18 protein-coding genes and 3 pseudogenes are annotated in these 24615 nt (G+C 43.2%); 11 read left to right on the top strand and 10 right to left on the bottom strand.

The window, feature by feature from the left end:
• Window positions 1–4: 4 nt before the first annotated feature.
• The 4 genes from artJ to cspD all read right to left on the bottom strand — a co-directional run bounded on the left by artJ (window position 5) and on the right by cspD (window position 3497).
• The gene (artJ, locus tag XBJ1_RS03880; RefSeq protein WP_012987466.1) at window positions 5–748 is read right to left on the bottom strand and encodes an arginine ABC transporter substrate-binding protein; all 744 of its coding nucleotides are present in this window, start codon (window positions 746–748) and stop codon (window positions 5–7) included.
• A gap of 89 nt (window positions 749–837) precedes the next feature.
• Window positions 838–1566 carry an arginine ABC transporter ATP-binding protein ArtP gene (artP, locus tag XBJ1_RS03875; protein ID WP_012987465.1) on the bottom strand — a complete coding sequence of 243 codons (729 nt, stop codon included), beginning with the start codon at window positions 1564–1566 and terminating at the stop codon, window positions 838–840.
• Between the two features lie 221 nt (window positions 1567–1787).
• Window positions 1788–2696, bottom strand: coding sequence for a lysine exporter LysO family protein (locus tag XBJ1_RS03870; protein ID WP_012987464.1), 909 nt, complete (start codon window positions 2694–2696; stop codon window positions 1788–1790).
• 570 nt (window positions 2697–3266) lie between these two features.
• Window positions 3267–3497, bottom strand: a complete 231-nt coding sequence (gene cspD, locus XBJ1_RS03865) for a cold shock-like protein CspD (protein ID WP_012987463.1) — start codon at window positions 3495–3497, stop codon at window positions 3267–3269.
• Window positions 3498–3820: 323 nt separating this feature from the next.
• On the opposite strand from cspD, the gene clpS reads away from it, so the two are divergent.
• Together clpS and clpA are read left to right on the top strand one after the other, a co-directional pair.
• A complete protein-coding gene (clpS, locus tag XBJ1_RS03860) occupies window positions 3821–4141 on the top strand; it encodes an ATP-dependent Clp protease adapter ClpS (RefSeq protein WP_012987462.1) in 321 nt (106 codons plus the stop codon).
• Window positions 4142–4172: 31 nt separating this feature from the next.
• On the top strand, window positions 4173–6458 hold the full coding sequence (gene clpA, locus XBJ1_RS03855; protein ID WP_012987461.1) for an ATP-dependent Clp protease ATP-binding subunit ClpA: 2286 nt from the start codon (window positions 4173–4175) through the stop codon (window positions 6456–6458).
• Window positions 6459–6569: 111 nt separating this feature from the next.
• Here the strand turns inward: clpA and infA are convergent, their stop codons facing one another.
• The 5 genes from infA to trxB form a co-directional block, all read right to left on the bottom strand.
• Window positions 6570–6788 carry a translation initiation factor IF-1 gene (gene infA / locus XBJ1_RS03850; protein ID WP_002211347.1) on the bottom strand — a complete coding sequence of 73 codons (219 nt, stop codon included), beginning with the start codon at window positions 6786–6788 and terminating at the stop codon, window positions 6570–6572.
• A gap of 155 nt (window positions 6789–6943) precedes the next feature.
• Complete coding sequence (gene aat, locus XBJ1_RS03845; RefSeq protein ID WP_012987459.1) at window positions 6944–7633, bottom strand: leucyl/phenylalanyl-tRNA--protein transferase; 690 nt, start codon at window positions 7631–7633, stop codon at window positions 6944–6946.
• A gap of 8 nt (window positions 7634–7641) precedes the next feature.
• Window positions 7642–9384 (bottom strand): heme ABC transporter ATP-binding protein/permease CydC, encoded by a 1743-nt coding sequence (cydC, locus tag XBJ1_RS03840; protein WP_012987458.1) that lies wholly within the window; start codon window positions 9382–9384, stop codon window positions 7642–7644.
• 2 nt (window positions 9385–9386) lie between these two features.
• On the bottom strand, window positions 9387–11156 hold the full coding sequence (gene cydD / locus XBJ1_RS03835) for a heme ABC transporter permease/ATP-binding protein CydD (protein ID WP_038198372.1): 1770 nt from the start codon (window positions 11154–11156) through the stop codon (window positions 9387–9389).
• Window positions 11157–11286: 130 nt separating this feature from the next.
• Complete coding sequence (trxB, locus tag XBJ1_RS03830; RefSeq protein WP_012987456.1) at window positions 11287–12246, bottom strand: thioredoxin-disulfide reductase; 960 nt, start codon at window positions 12244–12246, stop codon at window positions 11287–11289.
• 636 nt (window positions 12247–12882) lie between these two features.
• Between trxB and lrp the strand changes: the two genes are divergently transcribed.
• The 5 genes from lrp to serS all read left to right on the top strand — a co-directional run bounded on the left by lrp (window position 12883) and on the right by serS (window position 20286).
• Window positions 12883–13377 carry a leucine-responsive transcriptional regulator Lrp gene (lrp, locus tag XBJ1_RS03825; RefSeq protein ID WP_004256338.1) on the top strand — a complete coding sequence of 165 codons (495 nt, stop codon included), beginning with the start codon at window positions 12883–12885 and terminating at the stop codon, window positions 13375–13377.
• Window positions 13378–13509: 132 nt separating this feature from the next.
• Entirely contained in the window at window positions 13510–16845 is a 3336-nt protein-coding gene (locus XBJ1_RS03820; RefSeq protein ID WP_012987454.1) for a DNA translocase FtsK 4TM domain-containing protein, read from the top strand.
• A 69-nt stretch (window positions 16846–16914) separates the two neighbouring features.
• Window positions 16915–17523 (top strand): outer membrane lipoprotein chaperone LolA, encoded by a 609-nt coding sequence (gene lolA / locus XBJ1_RS03815; RefSeq protein WP_012987453.1) that lies wholly within the window; start codon window positions 16915–16917, stop codon window positions 17521–17523.
• 10 nt (window positions 17524–17533) lie between these two features.
• The gene (locus XBJ1_RS03810; RefSeq protein ID WP_012987452.1) at window positions 17534–18877 is read left to right on the top strand and encodes a replication-associated recombination protein A; all 1344 of its coding nucleotides are present in this window, start codon (window positions 17534–17536) and stop codon (window positions 18875–18877) included.
• A 119-nt stretch (window positions 18878–18996) separates the two neighbouring features.
• Complete coding sequence (gene serS, locus XBJ1_RS03805; protein WP_012987451.1) at window positions 18997–20286, top strand: serine--tRNA ligase; 1290 nt, start codon at window positions 18997–18999, stop codon at window positions 20284–20286.
• Window positions 20287–20741: 455 nt separating this feature from the next.
• On the opposite strand, the pseudogene XBJ1_RS22910 reads toward serS, so the two are convergent.
• Window positions 20742–21011: pseudogene (locus XBJ1_RS22910) on the bottom strand (bleomycin resistance protein); the annotation flags it as partial.
• A 182-nt stretch (window positions 21012–21193) separates the two neighbouring features.
• Here XBJ1_RS22910 and XBJ1_RS20550 point away from each other — a divergent pair.
• The 4 genes and pseudogenes from XBJ1_RS20550 to XBJ1_RS22905 all read left to right on the top strand — a co-directional run.
• A protein-coding gene (locus XBJ1_RS20550) for an IS1 family transposase (protein ID WP_143827612.1) occupies window positions 21194–21888 on the top strand; the annotation gives its coding sequence in 2 pieces (ribosomal slippage) (window positions 21194–21449 and window positions 21449–21888; 696 coding nt in all).
• Window positions 21889–22616: 728 nt separating this feature from the next.
• Window positions 22617–22781 (top strand): annotated as a pseudogene (locus XBJ1_RS03795) (branched-chain amino acid transport system II carrier protein); the annotation flags it as partial.
• Between the two features lie 38 nt (window positions 22782–22819).
• Window positions 22820–24133, top strand: coding sequence for a sodium-dependent transporter (locus XBJ1_RS03790; RefSeq protein ID WP_012987446.1), 1314 nt, complete (start codon window positions 22820–22822; stop codon window positions 24131–24133).
• 188 nt (window positions 24134–24321) lie between these two features.
• Window positions 24322–24597 (top strand): annotated as a pseudogene (locus XBJ1_RS22905) (IS1 family transposase); the annotation flags it as partial.
• Window positions 24598–24615: the final 18 nt, after the last annotated feature.

Below are 24615 nucleotides of genomic sequence, written 5' to 3'. Positions count from 1 at the left end.
TCTGTTATTGTTCAAACCATTTTTTATAGATGGAGTTATAAGTACCATCTTGTTTGACTTCAGCCAGTGCTTTGTTCAGCTTATCCAGCAAAGCTGTATTACCTTTACGAACTGCAATTCCTAAACCAATGCCAAAGTAATCTTTGTCAGTAACTTTGTCGCCGACAGAGCCTAATTCTTTATTCTTCTTCAGCCATTCATTGGCAACGGCAGTATCACCGAATACAGCATCAATACGGCCATTTTTCAGATCAAGGATCGCATTCTGATAACTGTCATAAGGTACGGTTTTGATCTCTTTATGCTGTTCCATCAAATATTTCTGATGTGTCGTACCATTCTGTATTCCCACTTGCTTGCTTTTCAGATCGGCAGAATGAGTAAATTTTCCTTTGATGGCAATAAAAACGGCAGAGTTATCATAATAGGTATGAGTGAAATCAACTTGTTTACGGCGGTCGGGCGTAATATCAATGCCTGCCATCAATGCATCAAAACGGCGGAATTTCAGGCTGGGAATGAGGCTATCGAAAGCTTGATTGGTGAATGTGCACTCTGTGTTGATTTTCGCGCAAATAGCATTCGCTAAATCTACATCGAACCCTTGAATTTTATTGTTTGCATCAATAAATTCAAACGGAGGATAGGTTGCTTCTGTAGCAAAGCGCAGCGTTTCTTTTTCTGCTGCGGTTGCAGATGTAGACAAAGTCATTGCGGTTAATAAGGCAGCAAACAATAATTTTTTCATAGTCATATCCTGTAGTTCATGAGCATTATGGTTGATAAATGTTACTGATGCTTGTTTTATGTTCTAACTGACTATTTGTAATGACAGAGCTAGTGTGACAAATAATGAGCAAAGGCTTCTGTTTTGGGTTTTAAAAAATGACTTGCGTCACCTTTTTCAATGATGTGGCCTTTCTCCATATACACAATATGTGTTGCTGCCTTACGTGCAAGTTCCACTTCGTGTGTCACGATAATTTGGGTAATACCAGTTCCTGCCAGTTCTTTGATGATATTGATGACTTGAGATGTAATTTCAGGATCAAGTGCAGCGGTTGGTTCATCAAACAGCAGAATCTGGGGTTCCATCATTAATGCCCGTGCAATAGCGACACGCTGTTGCTGTCCGCCAGACAGGTGTTGTGGAAAACGGTTGGAAAATTCATCCAAACGAAGACGAGCCAGCAGTTTTGCTGCTTTTTCCCGAGCCTGCTGTCTGGGTAGACCTAATACGCGGCAGGGGGCTTCAATCAAGTTATCCATCACAGTTAGGTGTGGCCATAGGTTGTATTGTTGAAAAACCATGCCAACTTTTTGCCGCAGTGTTCGTATTTCCTTGGCGCCTGGCTGCTGTTTGAAATCAAACTGATGTGTTGCCACGCTTAGTTGCCCAGAACGAGGCATCTCCAATAGATTAAGCACTCGCAGTAAAGAGCTTTTGCCAGCACCACTCGGGCCCAACAGAACCACAGTTTCTCCTGATGTACATTCAAAATTGATATCGAACAGGGCCTGATGCGTTCCATAGAAACAATTTATGTTTTTTAATTGAATGCTCATGCGATAAATATGAATAGTTAATAGGTTGGAGGGATATTAATCTCATAAGAATAACTATGCAATAATATCTGCATAAAATTGTTATTATCATCAAATTAGTGACTTAACTAATCAGGCTATCAGCTTTTTTTAGATTATTTTATGTTCTATTTTTGGCTAAATAGATTGATTTTGATGCCAAATAAGTTTTCTTTTTAACCTTTTCATGCATCAGGTAACGCCTAAGCCTGTTGAGTAAAAAATGCAATAAATACGGGCGTCATCAAGCTCAATATAAAACCGTGAACAATGGCTGCTGGTACGATACTTATGCCACCACAGCGTTGTAATATTGGTAATGTAAAGTCTATTGATGCAGCTCCGGTTAACCCCAACGCTGTTGAGCGATAACGATTGATGAGCATCGGAATGAGCAGAATTGATGCCAACTCACGGGCTAGATCATTGAAGAATGCAGTACTGCCAATCACCGAGCCATAAGCGTTAGAGAGTAAAATACCAGAAAGAGAGTACCAGCCATACCCAGATGCGATGGCAAGACCGGTTTTGGTCGGTAATCCCAGTAAAAATGCGGCGATAATGCCACCCAACAGGGAGCTTATAGCGACGACCAGAGCGATAATGGTGCCACGGCGATTCAACAGCGTTTGTTTTAAACTCATTCCGTTATTGCGCAGTTGAATACCAACCAGAAGCAGTAAAAGAATCAAGGCAATTTCACTGGCATGATCGGCAAAATTCAACAATGACCAGTTTGTCAGCCCGAGTAAAAATCCTGATATTAATGCACCACATAACTTGATGGAATCAAAAACCATATGTAATTGAGAAGGCGATTTTTCCTGCTTATTGACTTGAATAATCCACGGATCCCGTTTATCCAATAGGATAAGTGCCAGCAAGTTAGTCGCAAATATGCATAAGAAAAATGTCATCGCATACAGCAGGATAGAGAGTAGATTATTGCCCAGATTTTCCAGCATGGCGAGTCTGACGCCCATCAGGAAGAGAATGACATAAATTATGATATTAAGTAGGTAATGAACTGTGGCCAGCGCCGTTTTATTATTCAGACGAATAAGGTAGCCTAGAATTAATGGTATGAGAACAATTAGCAACCCTGAATACATAACCCATATCCTTATTCAAGAATAAATGTCTTTTATCTGGCTCTATAACTTGAATCAGTCATAAAGACCAATAAAATCATGACAACAATATTTTTACACTAAAATAACAAACAGAATAAAGGGAAACATACTGAAATTCAAGGTGTTTTTTATTATCTAAGGCATTAGGTATCATAAAGAAATTAATTAAATCTGATACGAAAAAGGGGAGTATATGTTCCTGAAACGTGTAGAAATTTCCGGTTTTAACGGTGTTAATTGATTATCACGGATTGGCCGCCACCGTATGACACGTTTTCGTCATTTACGTCCAATTATGGGTGGGTCGGAGTAAGCCCTTAAACGTATTTATTTACGTGTCAGTTGAGAATGGCAGGAAAAAGCCAATTGAACTTAGCAAAACCGCCGTAAACCCATATTCAGTTTGATCCTATAGAGGTGCTGGTCAGAGAGTAACAGCTACGCTACGGTATTGCAGTAGAAAGATGGGTACTAAATGAACTTGTATTAATAGCACGCCACAAATAAGCCATTATTCGTTTGTGGCGTGGGAATTACGAATTTATCTGGTCACTCTTTTTTTGATTTCGAGTCATCTTCCAGAGGAACAATAAGGCTGGCATGGTTGCCTTTGGGGCCTTGATGAATACTGAAGTTCACTTTTTGCCCAGCTTTCAGCGTCCTATAACCATCCATCTGAATGGTTGAATAGTGAGCGAATATGTCATCGCCTCCGCTGGCCGGACAAATAAATCCAAAGCCCTTTGCATTATTGAACCATTTCACAGTACCTGTTTCCATACTTCTTTATCCCTCATATCACGATTTCGGGTTTAGGAGTCACTAAAAATTTCAGGATATGAGCAGATGCCCAGCCAGGGCGGTGCTCATAAAATATACTGTAGTGAAATTCATTACGCCGTCAAGCACAGAAATAACCTCAAGCTGTCTCAAATAGCGAAAGTTTGATATAGATAACGATATCCGATTTTTAGGCGGATTCTTTATCCAGAGATCAAAGAGGGGATAAGCAGAGTGCTTCATGAAGTGATAAAATATATAGCAGTAGAATGAATTAGTTCATACTAAAATTTAGCAGAAAGTTAATACCCAGCGGAAGAACAATGAGTGAGTTTTATAACAGTTTGAAAATTGAAGAATTAATTGAAGATAAAACAGAGCAAACGTTACAGCCACCATCAATGTATAAGGTGATTCTTAACAATGACGACTATACCCCTATGGAGTTTGTGGTTGACGTATTGCGAAAGTTCTTTTCTTATGATGTTGAACGAGCAACGCAACTCATGCTGGATATCCATTACCAAGGTAAGGCAATTTGCGGGATTTATACGGCAGAGGTGGCAGAAACTAAAGCTGCGCAAGTGAATATGTATGCTAAAGAGCACGAGCATCCGTTACTTTGCTCGCTGGAGAAGGTCTGATCTGGCTTACTGATTTTAGGAGGAGGTGCTTATGCTCAATCAAGAACTGGAGCTTAGTCTCAACATTGCTTTTGCCAAAGCAAGGGATAACAGACATGAATTTATGACTGTAGAGCACCTATTGCTGGCGTTGTTAAGCAATACATCAGCGCGAGGAGCACTGGAGGCTTGTAAAGTCGATCTGGTGATGTTACGCCAGGAATTGGAAAATTTTATCGCACAAACAACCCCTTTGTTATCAGAGAATGATGACAGAGATACACAACCTACGTTGAGTTTCCAACGTGTATTACAGCGTGCAGTGTTTCATGTTCAGTCTTCGGGGCGTTCAGAAGTTTCTGGGTCGAATGTCTTGGTTGCTATTTTCAGTGAACAGGAGTCCCAGGCTGCTTATTTACTGCGAAAGCATGATGTGAGCCGTCTGGATATCGTGAATTTCATTTCACATGGAACGCGCAAAGATGAGTCTGATAATGAGTCTCATCACAGTGTCAATCCGATTCAGGAGGAACAGGTGATAAATGAAGATCGACTGGAAAATTTCACTACCAACCTGAATCAATTGGCACAAAAAGGGCAGATTGATCCGCTTGTCGGACGTCAGCATGAATTGGAAAGAACGGTTCAGGTATTATGCCGCCGCCGTAAAAACAACCCTTTATTTGTGGGGGAGTCAGGTGTTGGCAAGACCGCCATTGCTGAGGGGCTTGCATGGCGTATTGTGCAAAAAGATGTTCCTGAGGTTATTAAGGATTGCACAATCTATTCGTTGGATATTGGTTCATTGCTGGCGGGTACTAAGTATCGAGGTGATTTTGAGAAGCGCTTCAAATCTTTGTTAAAAACGTTAGAGCAAGACAGCAAAAGTATTCTCTTTATCGACGAAATCCATACCATTATTGGTGCAGGTGCTGCTTCGGGGGGGCAGGTGGATGCGGCTAACCTGATTAAGCCGCTGTTGTCCAGTGGTCGCATTCGGGTGATTGGCTCAACGACTTATCACGAATTCAGTAATATTTTTGAGAAAGATCGAGCGCTGGCTCGCCGATTCCAGAAGATAGACATTCTTGAACCTTCTTCTGAGGAAACGGTGCAGATTATCAATGGATTGCGTACTAAATATGAGGCGCACCATGATGTTCGTTATACTGCAAAAGCCATTCGTGCTGCGGTTGAGCTGTCTGTGAAATATATTACAGATCGCCACCTGCCGGATAAAGCCATTGATGTTATTGATGAAGCGGGAGCGAGAACAAGATTGGTGCCGGCTAGTCGTCGCAAAAAAACGATTAACGTTGCCGACATTGAATCTGTAGTGGCTCGTATTGCCCGTATTCCAGAAAAAACGGTTTCAGCCAGTGACAAAGATGTATTGAGAACACTGGATGATCGTTTGAAGATGCTGGTTTTCGGTCAGGATAAAGCAATCGGGGTACTGACGGAAGCCATTAAGATGAGCCGTGCCGGATTGGGGCAGGAACATAAACCAGTGGGGTCTTTCCTGTTTGCAGGACCCACGGGGGTCGGTAAGACGGAAGTTACTCTCCAGCTCGCTAAAATGCTTAATATAAAATTACTGCGGTTTGATATGTCTGAATATATGGAACGCCATACCGTCAGTCGTTTGATTGGTGCACCACCAGGTTATGTGGGATACGATCAGGGCGGTTTATTGACAGATGCTATTATCAAACATCCACATTCAGTGTTGTTGCTGGATGAGATTGAGAAGGCTCATCCTGACGTGTTCAACTTGCTGCTACAGGTCATGGATAATGGCACATTGACAGATAACAATGGCCGCAAGGCTGATTTCCGCAATGTGATTCTGGTGATGACAACCAACGCAGGGGTACGTGAGATACAGCGTAAGTCCATTGGTTTTACTGAGCAGGATAACAGCATAGATGGAATGGAAGAGATCAAACGGATCTTCACACCTGAATTCCGTAACCGTCTCGATGGTATCATCTGGTTTGATGCACTTTCCGCTGAAGTCATTCAACTGGTTGTTGATAAATTCATCGTTGAACTGCAAGCACAACTGGATGAAAAAGGTGTTTCTCTGGAAGTAAGTGCAGATGCCCGTCAGTGGTTATGTGATAAAGGCTATGACAGAGCGATGGGCGCACGTCCAATGACTCGGGTGATTCAGGACAATCTCAAGAAACCATTGGCGAATGAACTGTTGTTTGGTTCGTTGATACATGGAGGTTCGGTTAGGATTAATCTTGATAAAGACAAACGGGCACTGATATACGATTTCAAAAGTGCACAAAAGTCGAGTAAAAAGAAATCGGAAGATGCGGTGCTATAAAACAGACCACATTTTAAAGAGTTGTACTGGAAGTTGATAAAAATAGTCGGGTGACACCACAGGTGAATGTCGAAAAAATTATCACCTGTGGTGTTTAAAACAGTATCTAAATCAGCGGCTACGGAAGACGATACGGCCTTTGCTCAGGTCATATGGGGTTAGCTCAACTGTAACCTTGTCTCCAGTCAGGATGCGAATATAGTTTTTACGCATTTTGCCTGAAATGTGAGCAGTAACGACGTGTCCATTTTCCAATTCGACACGGAACATGGTGTTTGGCAGTGTGTCTAACACAGTACCTTGCATTTCAATATTGTCTTCTTTGGCCATCTAATCCTCTAAATGTAACAACCATAGTTTTTAAACGGCAAGATAATGCCGAAAAACCCTCATTATGTAAAGGAATGTCGTATTTTAAACCATCATTTTCCTCATAATGGATATCGACATTCCCGCCGTGAACAGCATAAATCACTAGATTTTGACTATAAATCCAGCATTTGAGCAGCCCAGCATCCTGCCTGCAATGATTGCTCTCTGCATAAGTAAAGATGCTGGAGAAATTCTTTCCTTGGAATATTTTTTGCGCCTAATGATTTCGTATGGTGATTTAGTACCTGACAATCCAATAATTGGCCACCATGATGTAAAAAGTGGTGGTAGAATGCCACAAAAGCACACTTAGATGCATTCTCCATTTTGCTAAACATCGATTCTCCGCAAAATAGCGTACCTACATTAATCCCATATAAACCACCTACAAGTTGGCAGTCATGCCAGACTTCAATTGAATGAGCCAGACCTTCTTGATGTAGAGCCTGATAACCTTTCTGAACATCAGACCCGATCCAAGTGCCTTCTTGCCGTTGGGCACAACCATATATCACCTGATCGAAAGCATAGTTTACCGTAATTTGGTAAGGAAGTTTGCGAATAAAACGACGTAGCGTACGTCCAGTATGTAATTCACCCGGAATTAGAACCGCTCGGGGGTCGGGTGACCACCATAGGGGAAGCTCATCAGGGGAAAACCAAGGGAAAATACCTTCGTGATAAGCTACCCTTAAACGCTCTGCGCATAGATCACCGCCAAATGCTAGTAAACCATTTGGTTCAGCCAGCGCATGGGTTGGATGAGGAAATGCATATGAGTTACCCAGTTGAGCTATCGTCATAAAAATGATTACTCCTGCTCAGGATAGCTCTGTCGCTGATAGAATTGATAGTAACGCCCCTGCTGAGCCAGCAACACATCATGTTTGCCTTGCTCAATGATGCGTCCCTCATCCATAACACAGATACGATCCAAATGCTGTAAACCTGTTAATCGATGGGTAACCACAATCAGTGTCTTGTGCTGGCAACTGTGGCGTAACAGAGACAGAATCTGTTGTTCAGTATCGGCATCCAGCCCCTCTGTCGGCTCATCCAGCAGCATTAATGGTGCATTGTGTAACAACGCTCTGGCAATCCCCAAACGGCGTTGTTCCCCACCGGAAAGCTGGCGCCCACCTTCACCCATCCAACAGTTTAGCTTTTCATTATTGTCTAGCAAGTTCCCTAAACCCACTTGTTTGAGTACGATTACTAACTCATCATCGCTGGCATCCGGTTTGGCTAGCAAGAGGTTTTCACGCAGGGTATGGCTGAAGACATGTATCCGCTGAGGAACGATAGACATCATTGATCGCAGCGTGGTTTCATCATACTGGGAAATAGGTTGTTGATTGAGCTGAATTTCGCCGTGATCAACATTCCATGCACGGCTCAGTAACTGTAAAAGTGTCGATTTACCGCACCCTGTTTTCCCCAATAGTGCGATATGCTCGCCAGATGCCAGGGACAGTGAAATATTCTTCAATACTGGCAGAGGTTGTTCAGGATAGGTGAAATCAATATTTTTTATCTCAAGATTGAGGCTATCAGTCGTTTGTGGCCCATGAGCAGGGAAAGTGACTTCTGGCTCCTGATGCATTAACTGAGAAACACGGGTTGCAGATGAGATAACCTGTCCCATATGCTGAAATGCTACTGTGACGGGTCCAAGAGCTTCGAAAGCAGCGAGAGCACAGAACGCAAATAGAGCTATCAGTGCTCCGGGTTGGCTATGTTCCCCTACACCTGCTGCTGCCAGCCAAAGTAGCAGAGTCACTGTTATGCCTGTAGCGAAAATCATAACGGCTTGAGAAAGCCCCGTCAGGTTGGCTTGCTGTTGTTGGCATTTCAGCCAATCGGATTCAACGTCTGTCATTGATTGTCGAAAACGCCCGAGTGCGCCAAACACTGTTAACTCCGCCTGTCCCTGCAACGCGCTAGTGAGTAATGTACGATATTGACCGCGTAGTAGGGTGATGTCTCTGCCATAAGGCTTTCCTGCATGATAAAACCCAAAAGGCAATATTATCAGTAGCCCCAGCATAATCCCGCCTAGGGTATATGCGAGGGTGACATCAAGAAAACTCAAGCCAAAAGTCAGAACAACAATCACAACCAACGCTGAAAGGACAGGGGAGATAACTCGCAGATAGAGGTGATCAAGCGTTTCGACATCCGCAACGATTCTATTCAGCAGCTCGCCTTGACGAAAACGGGCGATGCCTCCCGGAGAAAGCGGTAAAATTTTCTGAAAGGCAAAAACGCGTAGATGGGCTAATACGCGAAAAGTAGCATCATGACTGACCAGTCGTTCACCATAACGGCCAGCAGTACGGAAAATAGCTGCACCACGGACGCCAGCGGCTGGCAGCATATAATTGAACGTATATAACCCCGCGAATCCTGCCAAGGCTGTACCGGCAAGAAACCAGCCGGAAAGCGTCAGCAAGCCAATACTGGCTAACAGGGTTACAATCGCTAATACCATGCCTAAGCTGATGAGAAACCAGTGGCGGCGATAGAGTGCGAGAAATGGGAGTAATATACGCATGATTAAAGCTCCACGCTGCGATGAGACAACAGACGGGAAAATGCCCCTTGAGATTGGCTTAAACTCTGATAATGGCCTTTCTCAATGATTAACCCGTTTTCCATTACCCAAATCTGGTCATATTCCAGTGTTTCTTCTAACAGGTGAGTGACCAGCAGTGTGGTTTGCTGACTAGATGCCTGATTTAATGCCATCATCACACGTTGTTCGCTATGGGCGTCAAGACTGGCTGCTGGCTCATCCAACAACAATAACTGACAGGGATTCAATAATGCCCGTGCTACGGCGATGCGTTGAGCTTGTCCAACAGATAAACGGGCAGCATTGTCACCAATGACTGTATTCACGCCGTCAGGAAGAGCATAAATAAACTCGCTGACATAAGCCTGTTCCATAACATCATTAATCTGGTCTTGTGTTGCGTCAAATTGACCAAGACGGATATTATCGAGCAGCGTCTGTTCTGGCAGGTGTGGATTTTGTCCAACCCAGCTTAATTGCTCACGCCATTTGGTTAGATTCAGCTCACGTAGCTCGATTCCATTGATTTTCAAAGAGCCGCGATAGGGTAGGAATCCGAGTAATAGATTGATCAGTGAGCTTTTCCCTGCACCACTTTTCCCAACCAATGCAATCCGCTGATGTTGGTCAATCGTGAAGCTCAAGGGACCCGCAAGACGATGACCATCGTGTGACCGGATTTCCAGTTCGTTTGCTTCAATAGTCACTGATTTTGTATCTGGCAGCATTCTTTCGCCGTTGAATACAGAGTGTTCTCCCTCACTGCTGAGCAGGGTAAAAAGTGACTCTGCGGCACCGACAGCCTGGGCTTTTGCATGATAAAACGTACCCAAATCGCGCAGTGGCTGAAAGAATTCAGGAGCGAGGATCAGAGCGAGGAAGCCTGCAAACAACGTGACACCCAGACCATAACTACCAAAATGTAATTCTCCCAAATAAGAAAAACCAAAATAAACGGCAACAACCGCAATGGAAACCGCAGCAAAAAACTCCAGCACAGCAGACGATAAAAATGCCATGCGCAGTACTTCCATCGTTCTGTGACGGAAATTGTCTGTCGATTCGGTAAGTTGCTTAACTTCGGCTTCCCCGCGATGGAACACGCGTAGAGTTTCCAGACCCCGTAAACGATCAAGGAAATTGCCGCTTAAACGACTGAGCGCGACAAAATTGCGTCGATTGGCGTCAGCGGCCCCTAATCCAACCAATGTCATAAAAAGGGGAATTAATGGGGCTGTGACGAGTAAAATTAACCCTGCAGCCCAGTTGACAGGAAAGACAGTCATCAGGATTAAGAGAGGGATAATCGTTGCAAGCGCCATTTGGGGCAGATAGCGGGAATAAAAATCCTGCATATCTTCAATTTGTTCCAAGATAATCGTAGCCCAGCTTCCGGCGGGTTTTCCTTTGACCCAAACCGGCCCCAATTGTGCCAGTTTATCCAAAACCATACTGCGGATTTGTTGGCGTACAACCTTGCCACAGATAAAACCGATACGCTCTCGAATAGCACTGACAATTGCCCGCAATGTAAAGGCGGCGATCAGCATCAGAAACTGAACGATGAGATTTTCGCGGGGGATATTATCCATGATTAGTGCTTGAAGGATTGACGCCAGAAGCCAAGCTTGAGAGATGATTAGTAATCCGCTAATGAGGCCAAGTAGCATGGATAGCCGAAGCCACCGACGGGCAGGCGCACTTTGCTGTCTTAGCCATCGAACAAGTTCAGATTGTCTTGTTTTGTCCATAAGAAAAATTTCTGATTAGCAGGTGATGATACAATGTATCAAAAAGGCTGGTGATACTGTTTGCCAGCGGCCAAACCTTATGTTCCCTGTTAAAAAGCGCTACCGAAATAGCGCCTTAAGGAAAGAGGGTTTATTTAGTTGCCAATCCATCAAGAAAACGTTCAGCATCCAGTGCAGCCATACAGCCTGTACCTGCTGAGGTGATGGCTTGGCGATAAACATGATCCATGACATCCCCGGCGGCAAATACTCCCGGAATAGAAGTCTGGGTGGCATTTCCATGCAGGCCGGACTGGACTTTAATATATCCGTTTTGCAGATCAAGCTGTCCTTCAAAGATACCTGTGTTTGGACTGTGTCCGATAGCAATGAAGACACCAGTAACATCCAGCTCTTCTGCATTATCACTTTTCGTATCGTGAATACGAATGCCAGTCACACCCATATCATCGCCCAGCACCTCATCTAAAGTTCTATCGGTGTGCAGAATGATATTACCATTCTTGACTTTCTCCATCAGGCGGTCAATGAGGATCTTTTCTGAACGGAAAGTATCACGGCGGTGAATGAGATGGACTTCGGCTGCAATGTTCGCAAGATATAGTGCTTCTTCAACGGCGGTATTGCCACCACCAACTACAGCAACTTTTTGCTTACGATAGAAGAAACCATCACATGTTGCACAGGCAGATACGCCACGACCTTTGAAAGCGTCTTCGGAAGGGAGACCCAGATAACGGGCAGAAGCACCTGTCGCGATGATCAAAGCATCGCAGGTATATTCCTGATCATCTCCATAAAGACGGAATGGTTTTTTTTCGAAATCGACTTTCTGAATATGGTCAGAAATAATTTCTGTTTGAAATTTTTCAGCGTGCTGGAACATACGTTCCATTAAATCTGGACCTGTCAGCCCTTCAGGATCACCGGGCCAGTTTTCAACTTCAGTCGTGGTGGTCAATTGGCCGCCTTTTTCAACCCCTGTAATAAGGACGGGGTTTAAATTAGCGCGGGCTGCATAAACAGCGGCGGTATAACCAGCAGGACCTGAGCCAAGAATGATAAGTTTACTGTGTTTGGCTGTGCTCATGAATACCTCATTTCCATTATCGCATATTGCGGATTTGGGGATTGTAGGAGAAATAATAAGTTAAAAAAAGCGATTATCAGATAAAATATTTATGTTATTAACGATTTTACCGATAGATAGTAACTATGATGTAATGGGAATGTAAGGAGAGGTTACTTAACTTTCTGAATTGAACATCATTTATCCGTATAAGGTATAAGACAAGCTATTGAAAGGATTTACTCAAAATTTGTTTGGTAGGTTGTTCTGATTTTTGTTCATTTACTTTGACAATCGGCTGTGCATTTGCGAAAACATCTGTGGAAGAGATAATTATCTACCTCGCTAATCAATTGTTTCTATAGAATAGACAAATCGGAGTGGGTAGTTTTCTTATAGAACAAAAAAATTGCCGATAAGCTGCTTTCTGGGAGACGTAGTGTTTTGGGAAATAATATTCTGGAGGACGGTGTTCTAGTAAGTCGTGTTTTGGTTAATCGAGTTCTGGGAAACTGTATTTCAGAAAATGGCGTATAGATCCCAAACCTTGGTTACAGATTGAGCTTTAGCCTTTGAAAGACATCTTTTCCAGCTCAACTGCTTGAGAGAGATAGGGAAAATGTTATGGGTGTAGGAATATAAAGAGAGAGCAATAAGATGATAGATAATAAGAAGCGTCCAGGAAAAGATCTTGATCGCATAGACCGTAATATCCTTAACGAATTGCAGAAAGACGGCCGTATTTCTAATGTGGAATTATCCAAACGGGTTGGTTTATCACCTACTCCTTGTCTGGAGCGTGTACGCCGATTGGAACGTCAGGGCTTTATTTCTGGTTACACCGCCTTGTTGAATCCTCATTATCTGGATGCATCGCTGCTGGTATTTGTGGAGATTACTCTGAACCGTGGTGCAGCAGATGTCTTTGAGCAGTTTAATACTGCTGTACAGAAACTTGAAGAAATCCAAGAATGTCACTTAGTTTCTGGTGATTTTGACTATTTACTGAAAACACGAGTGCCAGATATGTCTGCATATCGTAAATTACTGGGCGAAACCCTGCTGCGACTTCCGGGCGTCAATGACACCCGCACTTATGTTGTCATGGAAGAAGTGAAGCAGAGTAACCGTTTAGTCATTAAAACTCGCTAAACTTTTGTCTAAAATGTACAGGTGCAAAATAGGAAAAACTTAGGTACACTCCTGTTTATGCATACAGTTCCAACGCTGAGCAATCCTCAGCGTTGTTCCATTTAATCAATAGGAAAACCTGGAGAGCCTTTCTTGAACCAGGAATATACAGAAGATAAACGTGTTAAATTAAAGAAAATAAGCAGTAGCCGTCGGCTTCTGGAAGCCATTCTGTTGGTTATTGCTATTTGTGCCGTGTACTTTATGGTGGCGCTTGTCAGTTTCAATCCCTCCGATCCCAGTTGGTCACAAACGTCATGGAATGGGCCCGTCCATAATTTCGGTGGCAGTGTTGGAGCCTGGTTGTCAGATATACTATTTTCGGCATTTGGTATTCTTGCCTATGCAGTCCCGCTATTTATGTTCTTAGGTTGTTGGAATGCTTTCCGTCAGAAAGATAGGCAAGAGTATGTTGATTTCTTTACGCTCGCATTACGCATCATTGGCGCTTTGGCACTGGTATTAACCTCATGTGGTCTGGTTGCTCTCAATATTGATGATTTAAACGATTTTGCTGCTGGTGGTGTCATCGGCAACTTATTCAGTAAAGCAATTCTGCCGTGGTTTAATATTCTTGGGGCGACATTAGCGCTGCTCGGTGTCTGGGCTATTGGGTTCACATTATTTACAGGCTGGTCATGGCTCACGATTGCGGAAAAAATTGGTGCAGTTATTCTTGACTCACTCAGTTTTATGGTAAATCGCAGTCGCAATGAGCCTGAGTATGGAGAACTGGAAAACGAGGTTACTCCTGAACATCTGGCCAGCGGGCAAAATCGTGCTGATAATGTCAACACAGGTGATATAGGCACGACAGCATCTGCCGCTAAAGCTGTAGAAGTTGACGAGGATGACGTGCTGTTGAGTGCGCCAACGATGGTGGAACTGGTTAAAACTGATTCAGTGCCTCCAGCTATGGATATAGCGCAGGAGGTCGGTTCACCTGAAAAGGTTCAGTCTGTGCAGCAAAACGAAAACAGGCCGCAATCTATTGCTCAGAAAGCCATTGCCTTACCGGAATCAGTACAAACTGAATCGGATCATGCTGAAGAAGATCAAGAACCTGTTCCTTATACATTTGAACTACCAGCTGATTATCAATTAGATACAGAATCAGAATTCAGTAAAACTGCACAATCAGAGTTATCTATAGATAGCACTGTGGCAACAAACATACAGCCGATAGAGTCGTTTACTTTTTCTCCGAATGATAATCTGAAAAATGTGGCTGCTGGTGTTTCTAGTGCTGCTGTTGTGATGAAAACTCCTCAGATGAAACAGGGTATTGGCCCTGAAATGCCGCGGCCGAATCCCGTTAGAATACCTACCCGCCGTGAATTATATGGTGTCAAAGTACCGTCTCAGCGTTTGTCTGAACATCTGCAACGGGAAGAAAAAGAGAGACAAAGCGATCTTATTGCGGAAACTGATGAACAGCAAATGGATGAACAGCAGCAAGACACGTTGCGGCAGCAATTCCTTGAACAGCAGCGTGAACGCTATGGTTCTAATTTTGAAGAAGAAACAAAAGGGCCTCGTGAAGAAATCGCTCAGATACATAAGCAATCAGCGACAGCCGAATTTGTAGAGCATAGTGTTGATGAACCGTCGGAACAGGAAGAGGCATTGCGAGTGGCGTTTGAACAGCAGCAGCGTGAACGTTATCAAAAGATCCAGCCTGTAATTCCAAGTCAGGCCGAAAAGCCTGCGTTTGATTATTCTTCACTGGCTGATGGTTTTGAAAAATCTGAACCTGTTGAGCCATTACCCCTGCAATCAGAGTCATCGATTCATTCAGAACAGGAAAAAAGAACAGTTTCTGTTTCAGGGCCTTCCCATGAATCGAAAATTCAGCATACTGTTGCGCAGCAACCGCAGCAACCGCAGCAATCGAGCCTGTTCCATCCATTTTTGATGCGTAATGATCAACCATTGCCAAAGCCAACAACACCGATGCCTTCTTTAGATCTTCTGACGAAACCACCCGCAGAAGAGGAGCCCGTCGATATGTTTGCCCTTGAACAGATTTCACGTCTGATTGAAGCGCGCCTGAATGATTATCGTGTCAAAGCGGATGTTGTTGGGTTCTCACCAGGTCCGGTTATTACACGATTTGAGTTGGATTTGGCTCCAGGGGTTAAAGCTTCCCGTATTTCCAACTTGTCGCGTGACCTTGCCCGCTCACTCTCTGCGGTGGCGGTTCGTATCGTGGAAGTGATTCCGGGAAAACCTTACGTAGGTTTGGAATTACCGAATAAAAAACGTCATACAGTTTATCTGCGTGAGGTTTTGGACTGTGAAAAATTCCGCGATAACCCATCGCCATTAACTATCGTTTTGGGGAAAGATATCGCAGGTCAGCCAGTAGTTGCTGATTTGGGTAAAATGCCTCACTTGCTGGTTGCAGGGACGACGGGATCGGGGAAATCAGTGGGGGTCAACGCAATGATCCTCAGCATTCTATATAAAGCGAAACCGGAAGATGTCCGCTTTATCATGATCGATCCGAAAATGCTCGAATTGTCGATTTATGAAGGTATTCCGCACTTATTGACGGAAGTCGTCACTGATATGAAAGATGCGGCGAATGCACTGCGCTGGTGTGTGAACGAAATGGAGCGTCGTTATAAGTTGATGTCAGCTTTGGGCGTGCGTAATCTCGCCGGCTATAACGATAAGATCAAACAAGCGGAAAATATGGGACGCCCGATCCCCGATCCTTTCTGGAAACCGGGTGACAGTATGGATGTAACTCATCCTATGCTGAAAAAAGAGCCTTATATCGTTGTCATGGTTGATGAATTTGCTGACTTGATAATGACGGTAGGGAAAAAAGTGGAAGAATTGATTGCGCGTCTGGCTCAGAAAGCACGCGCAGCAGGTATTCACTTGGTGCTGGCAACACAGCGTCCCTCAGTTGATATCATTACAGGGCTGATTAAAGCCAATATCCCGACGCGCATCGCATTTACCGTTTCCAGTAAAATTGATTCTCGTACCATTCTTGACCAAGGTGGTGCAGAATCATTACTTGGCATGGGGGATATGCTTTATCTGGCACCAAACTCTTCCATTCCTGTACGTGTTCATGGCGCATTTGTTCGCGATCAGGAAGTTCATGAAGTTGTCAACGACTGGAAAGCCCGTGGTCGTCCTCAATATATTGATAATATTATCAAGGGTGGAGAAGACGGTGAAGGTGGTCTGGGATTAGATAGCGATGAAGAATTGGATCCCCTGTTTGATCAGGCGGTTCAATTTGTGACCGAAAAACGTCGGGTTTCTATTTCCGGTGTACAACGACAGTTCCGCATCGGGTATAACCGAGCAGCCAGAATTGTCGAACAGATGGAAGCACAGCAGATTGTCAGTACTCCTGGTCACAATGGCAATCGTGAAGTCTTGGCGCCTCCGCCGCATGAACATTGATAAGTCATTTTTAAATGTGGTATCGGCTATTAACGCTGATAATAAATATGAATTGAAGGTATCTCGCACATGAAAAAACTGATGTTGATTGGTTGTCTGATGATGGGTGTGAGTGTGGGTACTGCATGGGCTGATGCCTCGCAGGATCTACAAGGTCGCTTGGGTAAGGTGAATAGCTTTCACGCTAGTTTTATCCAAACCGTCACTAGTAGTGATGGTTCAGCGATCCAAAACGGTGAAGGGCAACTTTGGGTCAAACGTCCTAATTTGTTCAACTGGCACATGACAGCGCCTGATGAGAGTGTCTTGGTTTCTGATGGCAAAACATTGTGGTTCTATAACCCCTTTGTTGAACAAGTGACTGCTAATTGGTTAAAAGATGCTGCAGGCAATACACCATTTATGTTGATTGCCCGTAATGATTCTGCTGACTGGAAGCAATATAACGTTGTACAAAATGGCAATAACTTCGAGTTGACGCCCAGTAACGCCAATGGAAATTTGAAACATTTTTCAATCACTGTAACGCCGGAGGGGACTATCCAGAAATTTACAGCGGTTGAGCAAGATGGGCAAAAAAGTGCTTATCAATTAAAAGGGCAGCAAAATACCCGCGTTGATGAATCAAAATTCAAATTCACCATGCCAGAGGGCGTCACGTTGGATGATCAGCGTTAGTGAGGTTTAAGTGAACAATCTTTCACTCGATTTTTCACAAAATGAATTTCAGCCACTGGCCGCGAGAATGCGGCCAGTCACATTAGATCATTATATCGGTCAGCAACATTTGCTAGCGGAAGGCAAACCTTTGCCACGAGCAATCCGCGCGGGTCATCTTCACTCCATGATTTTGTGGGGACCACCGGGAACGGGGAAAACAACGCTGGCTGAGATTATTGGCCATTACGCGCAAGCTGATATCGAGCGTATTTCTGCGGTCACTTCTGGTATCAAAGAAATTCGAGAATCCATAGAAAAAGCGAGTCAAAATCGTAATGCAGGTCGCAGGACTATCTTATTTGTTGATGAAGTCCATCGATTTAATAAAAGCCAGCAAGATGCCTTTTTACCGCATATTGAGGATGGCACGATCACGTTTATTGGTGCGACAACCGAAAATCCTTCCTTTGAATTAAATTCAGCTTTGTTGTCACGAGCCCGTGTCTATTTATTGAAATCACTGTCGGCAGCCGAAATTGAGCAAGTGCTTTTTCAGGCTATGAATGATAAAGAACGTGGTTTCGGTGGGCAAAATATTGTGTTGCAGGACGACACCCGTCAGATGGCCGCAGAATTGGTTGCGGGTGATGCTCGTCGTTCATTAAACTTGCTCGAAATGATGTCAGATATGGCGGAAGCCAATGCACAGGGACAACGAGTTCTGACACCAGAGTTACTGAAAGAGGTCAGCGGGGAACGGAGTGCGCGGTTTGATAATAAAGGTGATCGGTATTACGATTTAATCTCAGCGCTGCATAAATCAATACGTGGTTCAGCGCCGGATGCTGCGCTTTATTGGTACGCCAGAATCATTACAGCAGGCGGTGATCCGCTTTATGTTGCCCGTCGTTTATTGGCTATTGCATCTGAAGATGTGGGTAATGCTGACCCGCGAGGCATGCAGGTAGCTATTGCCGCGTGGGATTGTTTTACACGAGTAGGCGCGGCAGAAGGGGAACGGGCGATTGCACAGGCCATTGTTTATCTCGCATGCGCTCCGAAAAGCAACGCGGTTTATATGGCATTCAAGGCCGCGATGGTGGATGCGCAAGATAAGCCGGATTATGACGTTCCTGAACATTTGCGCAATGCGCCTACCAAACTCATGAAGGAAATGGGGTTTGGTGAGGCATACCGCTATGCCCATGATGAACCGAATGCTTATGCTGCTGGTGAAGTTTATTTCCCACCAGAAATGCGAGAGACCCGCTATTATCATCCGACAGCCAGAGGGCTGGAAGGTAAGATCGGTGATAAATTAAACTGGCTAACTGAACAGGATCAAAATAGCCAGATAAAACGCTACCGCTAATGCCATTGATACGGTAAGGTTTATGCGGTAAGGGTATATGTGTCGGCTTGGTCAGTCCGAGCTGATTTCACCACTTTTTTCTCAATAACAATTTTTTCAATAACAAGCACAGGAATAGCATGCTCGATCCAAATATGCTGCGTAATGAGCTAGACGCAGTCGCCGAAAAACTGGCTCGCAGGGGTTATACTCTTGATGTGGAGACGCTGTGTAAACAAGAAGAGCGTCGTAAAGTTTTACAAGTTGAAACTGAAACCCTGCAAGCAGAACGTAATTCCCGATCGAAGGCTATTGGTGCAGCGAAAGCCCGTGGTGAAGATATTGAACCACTGCGTCAGGAAGTGAATCAGTTGGGAGAAAAACTTGATTTAGCGAAAGCTGAATTGGAAACATTGCAGGCAGAGATCCGTGAGCTCGCATTAAGAATGCCTAATATTCCCGATGATTCTTCTCCTTATGGAAAAGATGACAGTGATAATCAGGAAATTAGCCGCTGGGGTGAGCCACGCCAATATGGTTTTGAAGTTAAAGATCATGTAGCACTGGGTGAATTAACCAACGGTCTTGATTTTGCCGCTGCAGTAAAATTGACGGGTTCGCGTTTCGTGGTAATGAAAGGTCAGATTGCTCGTCTGCACCGTGCACTGGCACAGTTTATGCTGGATCTGCATACCGAACAGCATGGTTATCTGGAAACTTATGTACCTTATCTGGTTAATCATGAAACGCTGTATGGCACTGGTCAGCTGCCTAAATTTGGTGAAGATCTGTTCCACACCAACCCATTGGAAGAAGAAACTGGCAGTAACTATGCCTTGATTCCAACTGCGGAAGTGCCGGTTACCAACCTTGTCCGTGGTGATATTCTGGATGAAAGTGCATTGCCACTGAAAATGACGGCGCATACACCTTGTTTCCGCTCTGAAGCGGGTTCTTATGGCCGTGATACTCGTGGCCTGATCCGTATGCACCAGTTTGATAAAATTGAATTGGTTCAGATTGCCCATCCTGAAAAATCAATGGATGCTTTGGAAGAACTGACTGGACATGCAGAAAAAGTATTGCAGTTATTAAAATTGCCTTACCGCAAGATGTTGCTATGTACGGGTGATATGGGCGCAAGCGCAAGAAAAACTTACGATCTGGAAGTTTGGCTGCCAGCGCAGAATACTTACCGTGAAATCTCATCATGCTCTAATATGTGGGATTTTCAGGCTCGTCGTATGCAAGCACGTTTCCGCAGCAAAGATGACAAGAAAACCCAGTTGGTGCATACACTGAATGGTTCTGGTCTGGCTGTGGGCCGTACTCTGGTTGCAGTGATGGAAAACTATCAGCAGGCAGATGGCCGTATCGAAATTCCAGAAGTATTGCGTCCTTATATGAAAGGGCTGGAGTTTATTGGTTAGTTATCCATTATTCTAAATAATAAAAAAAGCGCCCAACACGGTAATACCGTTCGCTTAAGCCAACTGAGATAAGTCATAATCGGCTTCAGATAATCATCTGAGGCCGGTTTTTTATGTCTGAATTTTCTCGTGAACTCCAATCTACTGCGGAACTCAGGTTATTTAATATAAAACGTTTTAAAATCACGATAATGGCTCATATGAAATAAAATGAGGATCTCCACAATTTTGTTTTCTTTAGCAAAAACTTTGATCGTGCCTCAGGCACTTTAGTTCCCTTCTTAAGCAAATCTCAGGTTATCTAGTTCATGGGCAAGAGCCTGCAATTGTTTCTAGTTCATAAAATAACTTTATTTTGATAGAAAATTAACCATATCAAGCTAAGGCAAATACACAATTTAATTTACAGGCTCCATTTGGATAAATAAACAGGAGTTGGGGAGAACGTTAAACAGCTAAACTGGCTGCCCAAACTTAAGTAAATTTCCATTTGGATCAATTAGGTGGAACTCCAACATGCCCCATGGAGTTTCCGTAAGCGGAGAGACTTCAGTCTGCGCTTGTAGTTCTTGAAACACACTCTGGATATCTTTCACGAAAATATAGCAAGAAGTGTTCTCTGCAATGTACTTATCGTTACATGCCCAAAAATGGATTTCAGCTTCCCCTCTGCTAATTATCGCATATTCATTAGGAACAAAATTGTCGCAATGGAACCCAAGTTTACTTGTGTAAAATTAAACCAATTCATCTAGATCCAATGCAGCCAATACAGGGACAGCCTCCCAATCGCTCATACATTTTCCCTTTTCTTTATATATAATTTTTAAACGCTCATACAGGATTGTCGGTCATGTATTAAATGGTTAGTTGCTGTGATATGCTTCCGGCTTTTTAAGGATGAAGTATGGCCAAAGTTGATGTCTATTGCCGTTATTGCCACAAATCAGAACAGGTCAAAGGACATGGGAAAGGAAATGGCGGACATCCTCGTTATCGCTGTTATAGCTGCTGTAAGGTCTTTCAGTTGGCGTATACCTATCAGGCCTGCAAACCCGGCGTTAAAGAACAGATTGTCGATATCGCGATGAATAACGGGGGAATTCGTGACACCGCTCGGATCCTGAAAGTCGCCACCGCCACCGTCATGAAAACATTAAAAACCTCAGACCCCGAAACGTAACGACACTTCCCCTTGCGGAATGTGGCATCCAGATTGTCTGTGAAATCGACGAGCAATGGTCGTTTGTCGGCAATAAGAAAAACCAACGCTGGCTTTGGTATGCTTGGGAACCCCGCCTGAAGCGAATAGTGGCTCATGTTTTTGGCGATCGCAGTCGAAAAACGTTAGACAAGCTGCTTACCCTCTTATCTTCCTTTACTATTCGGTTTTACTGCACGGATGACTATGTTGTTTATGACCCACTTCCCGAGGAAGAGCACTTGACTGGAAAGGCGTTTACTCAGCGTATAGAGAGAACGAATTTAACGCATCGTACCCGAATCAAAAGGCTGAATAGAAAAACCATTGGGTATTCAAAATCGGAAGAAATGCACGATAAAGTGATAGGAACCTTTATTGAACGTGAACATTATTTTTAATACCTAATCTAATCATTTAATACATGACCGGATTGTCTGACAAATCACTGTACGTTACCCTCATTAAATAAGTAATATGACTATAAAAATATATACAAGAATACCTCCTGAAATCATGAGAAATTAACAATAAATTATTAAATATGTTAACTCAGTAATCCAAGAATCATAGATATTTTAATATCTATATTATTATAAAATGGTTATATAAACTATTATATTTAAAGTGAAGCCAAGTGCATAAATATGGAAAAATAATTAAAACGGATAAAAATTATCCGCTAAAATGTAAAATATTTGTTGTTTGTAAATGTTCATATATTAGAATTAAATTCTAATTTTACAGGAAAATTATCTAAAGAAACATTTAATAACATAGTTAAATAAAGAATAACACAATAACTATATATACTGATCAGGATTATTGGAATTTATGTTCACGACTACACTGTGAGCAACATGATCAGCTGTAATAGAGTAATCATCTTGGACTCCTCACAAGGCGTTAGTACATGCCTTTTAGAACTTAAAAGTTTGACTGGGGGGCAGTTGTTGGCGATTCTAGCTGTTATTACCACTATCATTCTGTATATTATGCGTATCAGTGAATATGGTACTTATCACTGACTGTTAAATCAGAATCCAGTTTCTCCCGTGGAAATTTAAATAGTTGTAATAGTTACTATTACATGTTCAATTATGTTTATAACAATAAGTTAACAATTATTATGACATACCGTTTATCATCTAAAAATATTTGGGCATTGGACTTTATGACCTTTGCACGATTCAACGGGGCAGGAAATATCATTTCCCTGCCTATGACTGGCCTGCAAGCGGGTAAGCATGTTTCGAACGCTGCTGCCGGTTTTTTGCTTACGGCGGTGGGCCTAAGTACACGTGCTGATACTGTATCTATTCGGGGGTTAGCATGAGTCAACAATGGACATCCCGTCTGGGGCATGTATTAGCAGCAACCGGATCTGCCGTTGGCATTGGTGCCATCTGGAAATTCTCGTATGTTTCAGCAACAAATGGTGGCGGTGCATTTCTGGTTGTATTTTTATTGTTTAGCTTTGTGATTGGATTAGCGATTCTGTTAGCTGAAAACATACTGGGAAGCAGTACGGGTGAAGTGGCCATTGATGCGTTTAAAAAATTACTTGGTAAACACTGGGGGTGGGTTGGCTTTATAGGTATATTCAGTTCATGGTGTATCTATAGCTTCTACAGTGTTGTCGGTGGTTGGACCATAGGTTACACGGTGATGGCGAGTACAGGAAAGTTGAATATTACCGACATTTCTCAACTGACATCTATTTTCACCGGTTTCATCAGCAATCCATGGTGGCCGATAATCACACATCTGACATTTTCAGGGCTAACCTGTTTCGTAGTATTATCTGGTGTGCAAAAAGGTTTGGAAAAGTCAGTTAAAGTCATGATGCCACTGTTATTCTTGATCATGATAGTGTTAATTATTGTCGGCATCCGTTTACCTGGTTCATCAGAAGGGCTAAAATTATTCTTATACCCAGACTTCAGTAGTTTGACCGGAAAAGGTGTTTTAGATGCATTAGGGTTAGCATTTTTTTCACTGTCTATCGGTTTGGGGATCCACATTACGTACAGCTCCTATTTGCCTAATAACAAAGGCATTGGTAAATCGAGTATCTGGGTTGTAATCCTCTCCTGTTTGGTCTGTATATTGGCTGGCCTGATGATTTTTCCTGCTTTGTCCGCTGCTGGTTTAAAACCCAATGCGGGACCCGGATTAACATTTATGACGATGCCAATTTATTTCGCCAATCTTCCAGGTGGCTCAATCTTAGCAGTTACTTTCTTTTTATTATTATTAATGGCTGCACTAACCTCATCAATTTCATTACTTGAGCATATTGTTGCTTATGTTCAAACGCGTTTTCAGTGGTCGCGTCGTAAAGCAAGCTTAATAGTCACGGCATCGATTATGCTAATGGGGATCCCTGTTTCCTTATCTTTTGGTCCTCTAAGTCACGTCACATTAGGTGGAAAATCCATCTTCGATATACTGGATTTTATTACTTCCAATGTTCTCATGCCATTATTCGGGATTATCATTTGCCTCGTATTTGGCTGGTCACGTAAGGTCAATGCACTAATACCGGATAATATGTCATCGTGGAACCGTCAGTGTTTACTGTTTATATGGAGATATGTCGGGCCTTTATGTATCGGAGTGATTTTGATCCACGGACTTATTTGATTGAGTTAAATGTTGGGATATTAAATTATTAATCTGGTGGTGATTTGAATCGGAGTTTATGTAGCTGCAAGCCGCATAAACTCTGGTTCTGTGACAACATAAATTGCCGCCGGGTTGGTCATAACATCAATTGTGAGCAGTAGCCGTATGTGGAGTCAAAGCATCAGCCCCGTTAGCTCTTTTATGCTGATGACCGGATCAGACGGAAGGTAATCGCCCCCGTTTTTGGCTCAAGAACAAAGAAAACCTTGATGCGTCTGATAGCGCTACTGGCTCCCTTCAACATTGTGATCTATATAACCAATGTCTGGAGAAGCTGCATGTGGTCAGTAAGCGTTATGCACAACGTATAGAGAGACATAATTCTTCGTCAGACTGACTCGCAAACGTTGTCTTTTTCAAAATCCATAGCAATACATGACAGGGTCATAGGGTATTGTTTAAACATTCATCACTATCAATAAATTGGTATCATGACCGAC

The organism is Xenorhabdus bovienii SS-2004, assembly GCF_000027225.1.
Classification (GTDB): domain Bacteria; phylum Pseudomonadota; class Gammaproteobacteria; order Enterobacterales; family Enterobacteriaceae; genus Xenorhabdus; species Xenorhabdus bovienii_C.
This window is presented reverse-complemented; position numbering and strand designations above follow the sequence as displayed.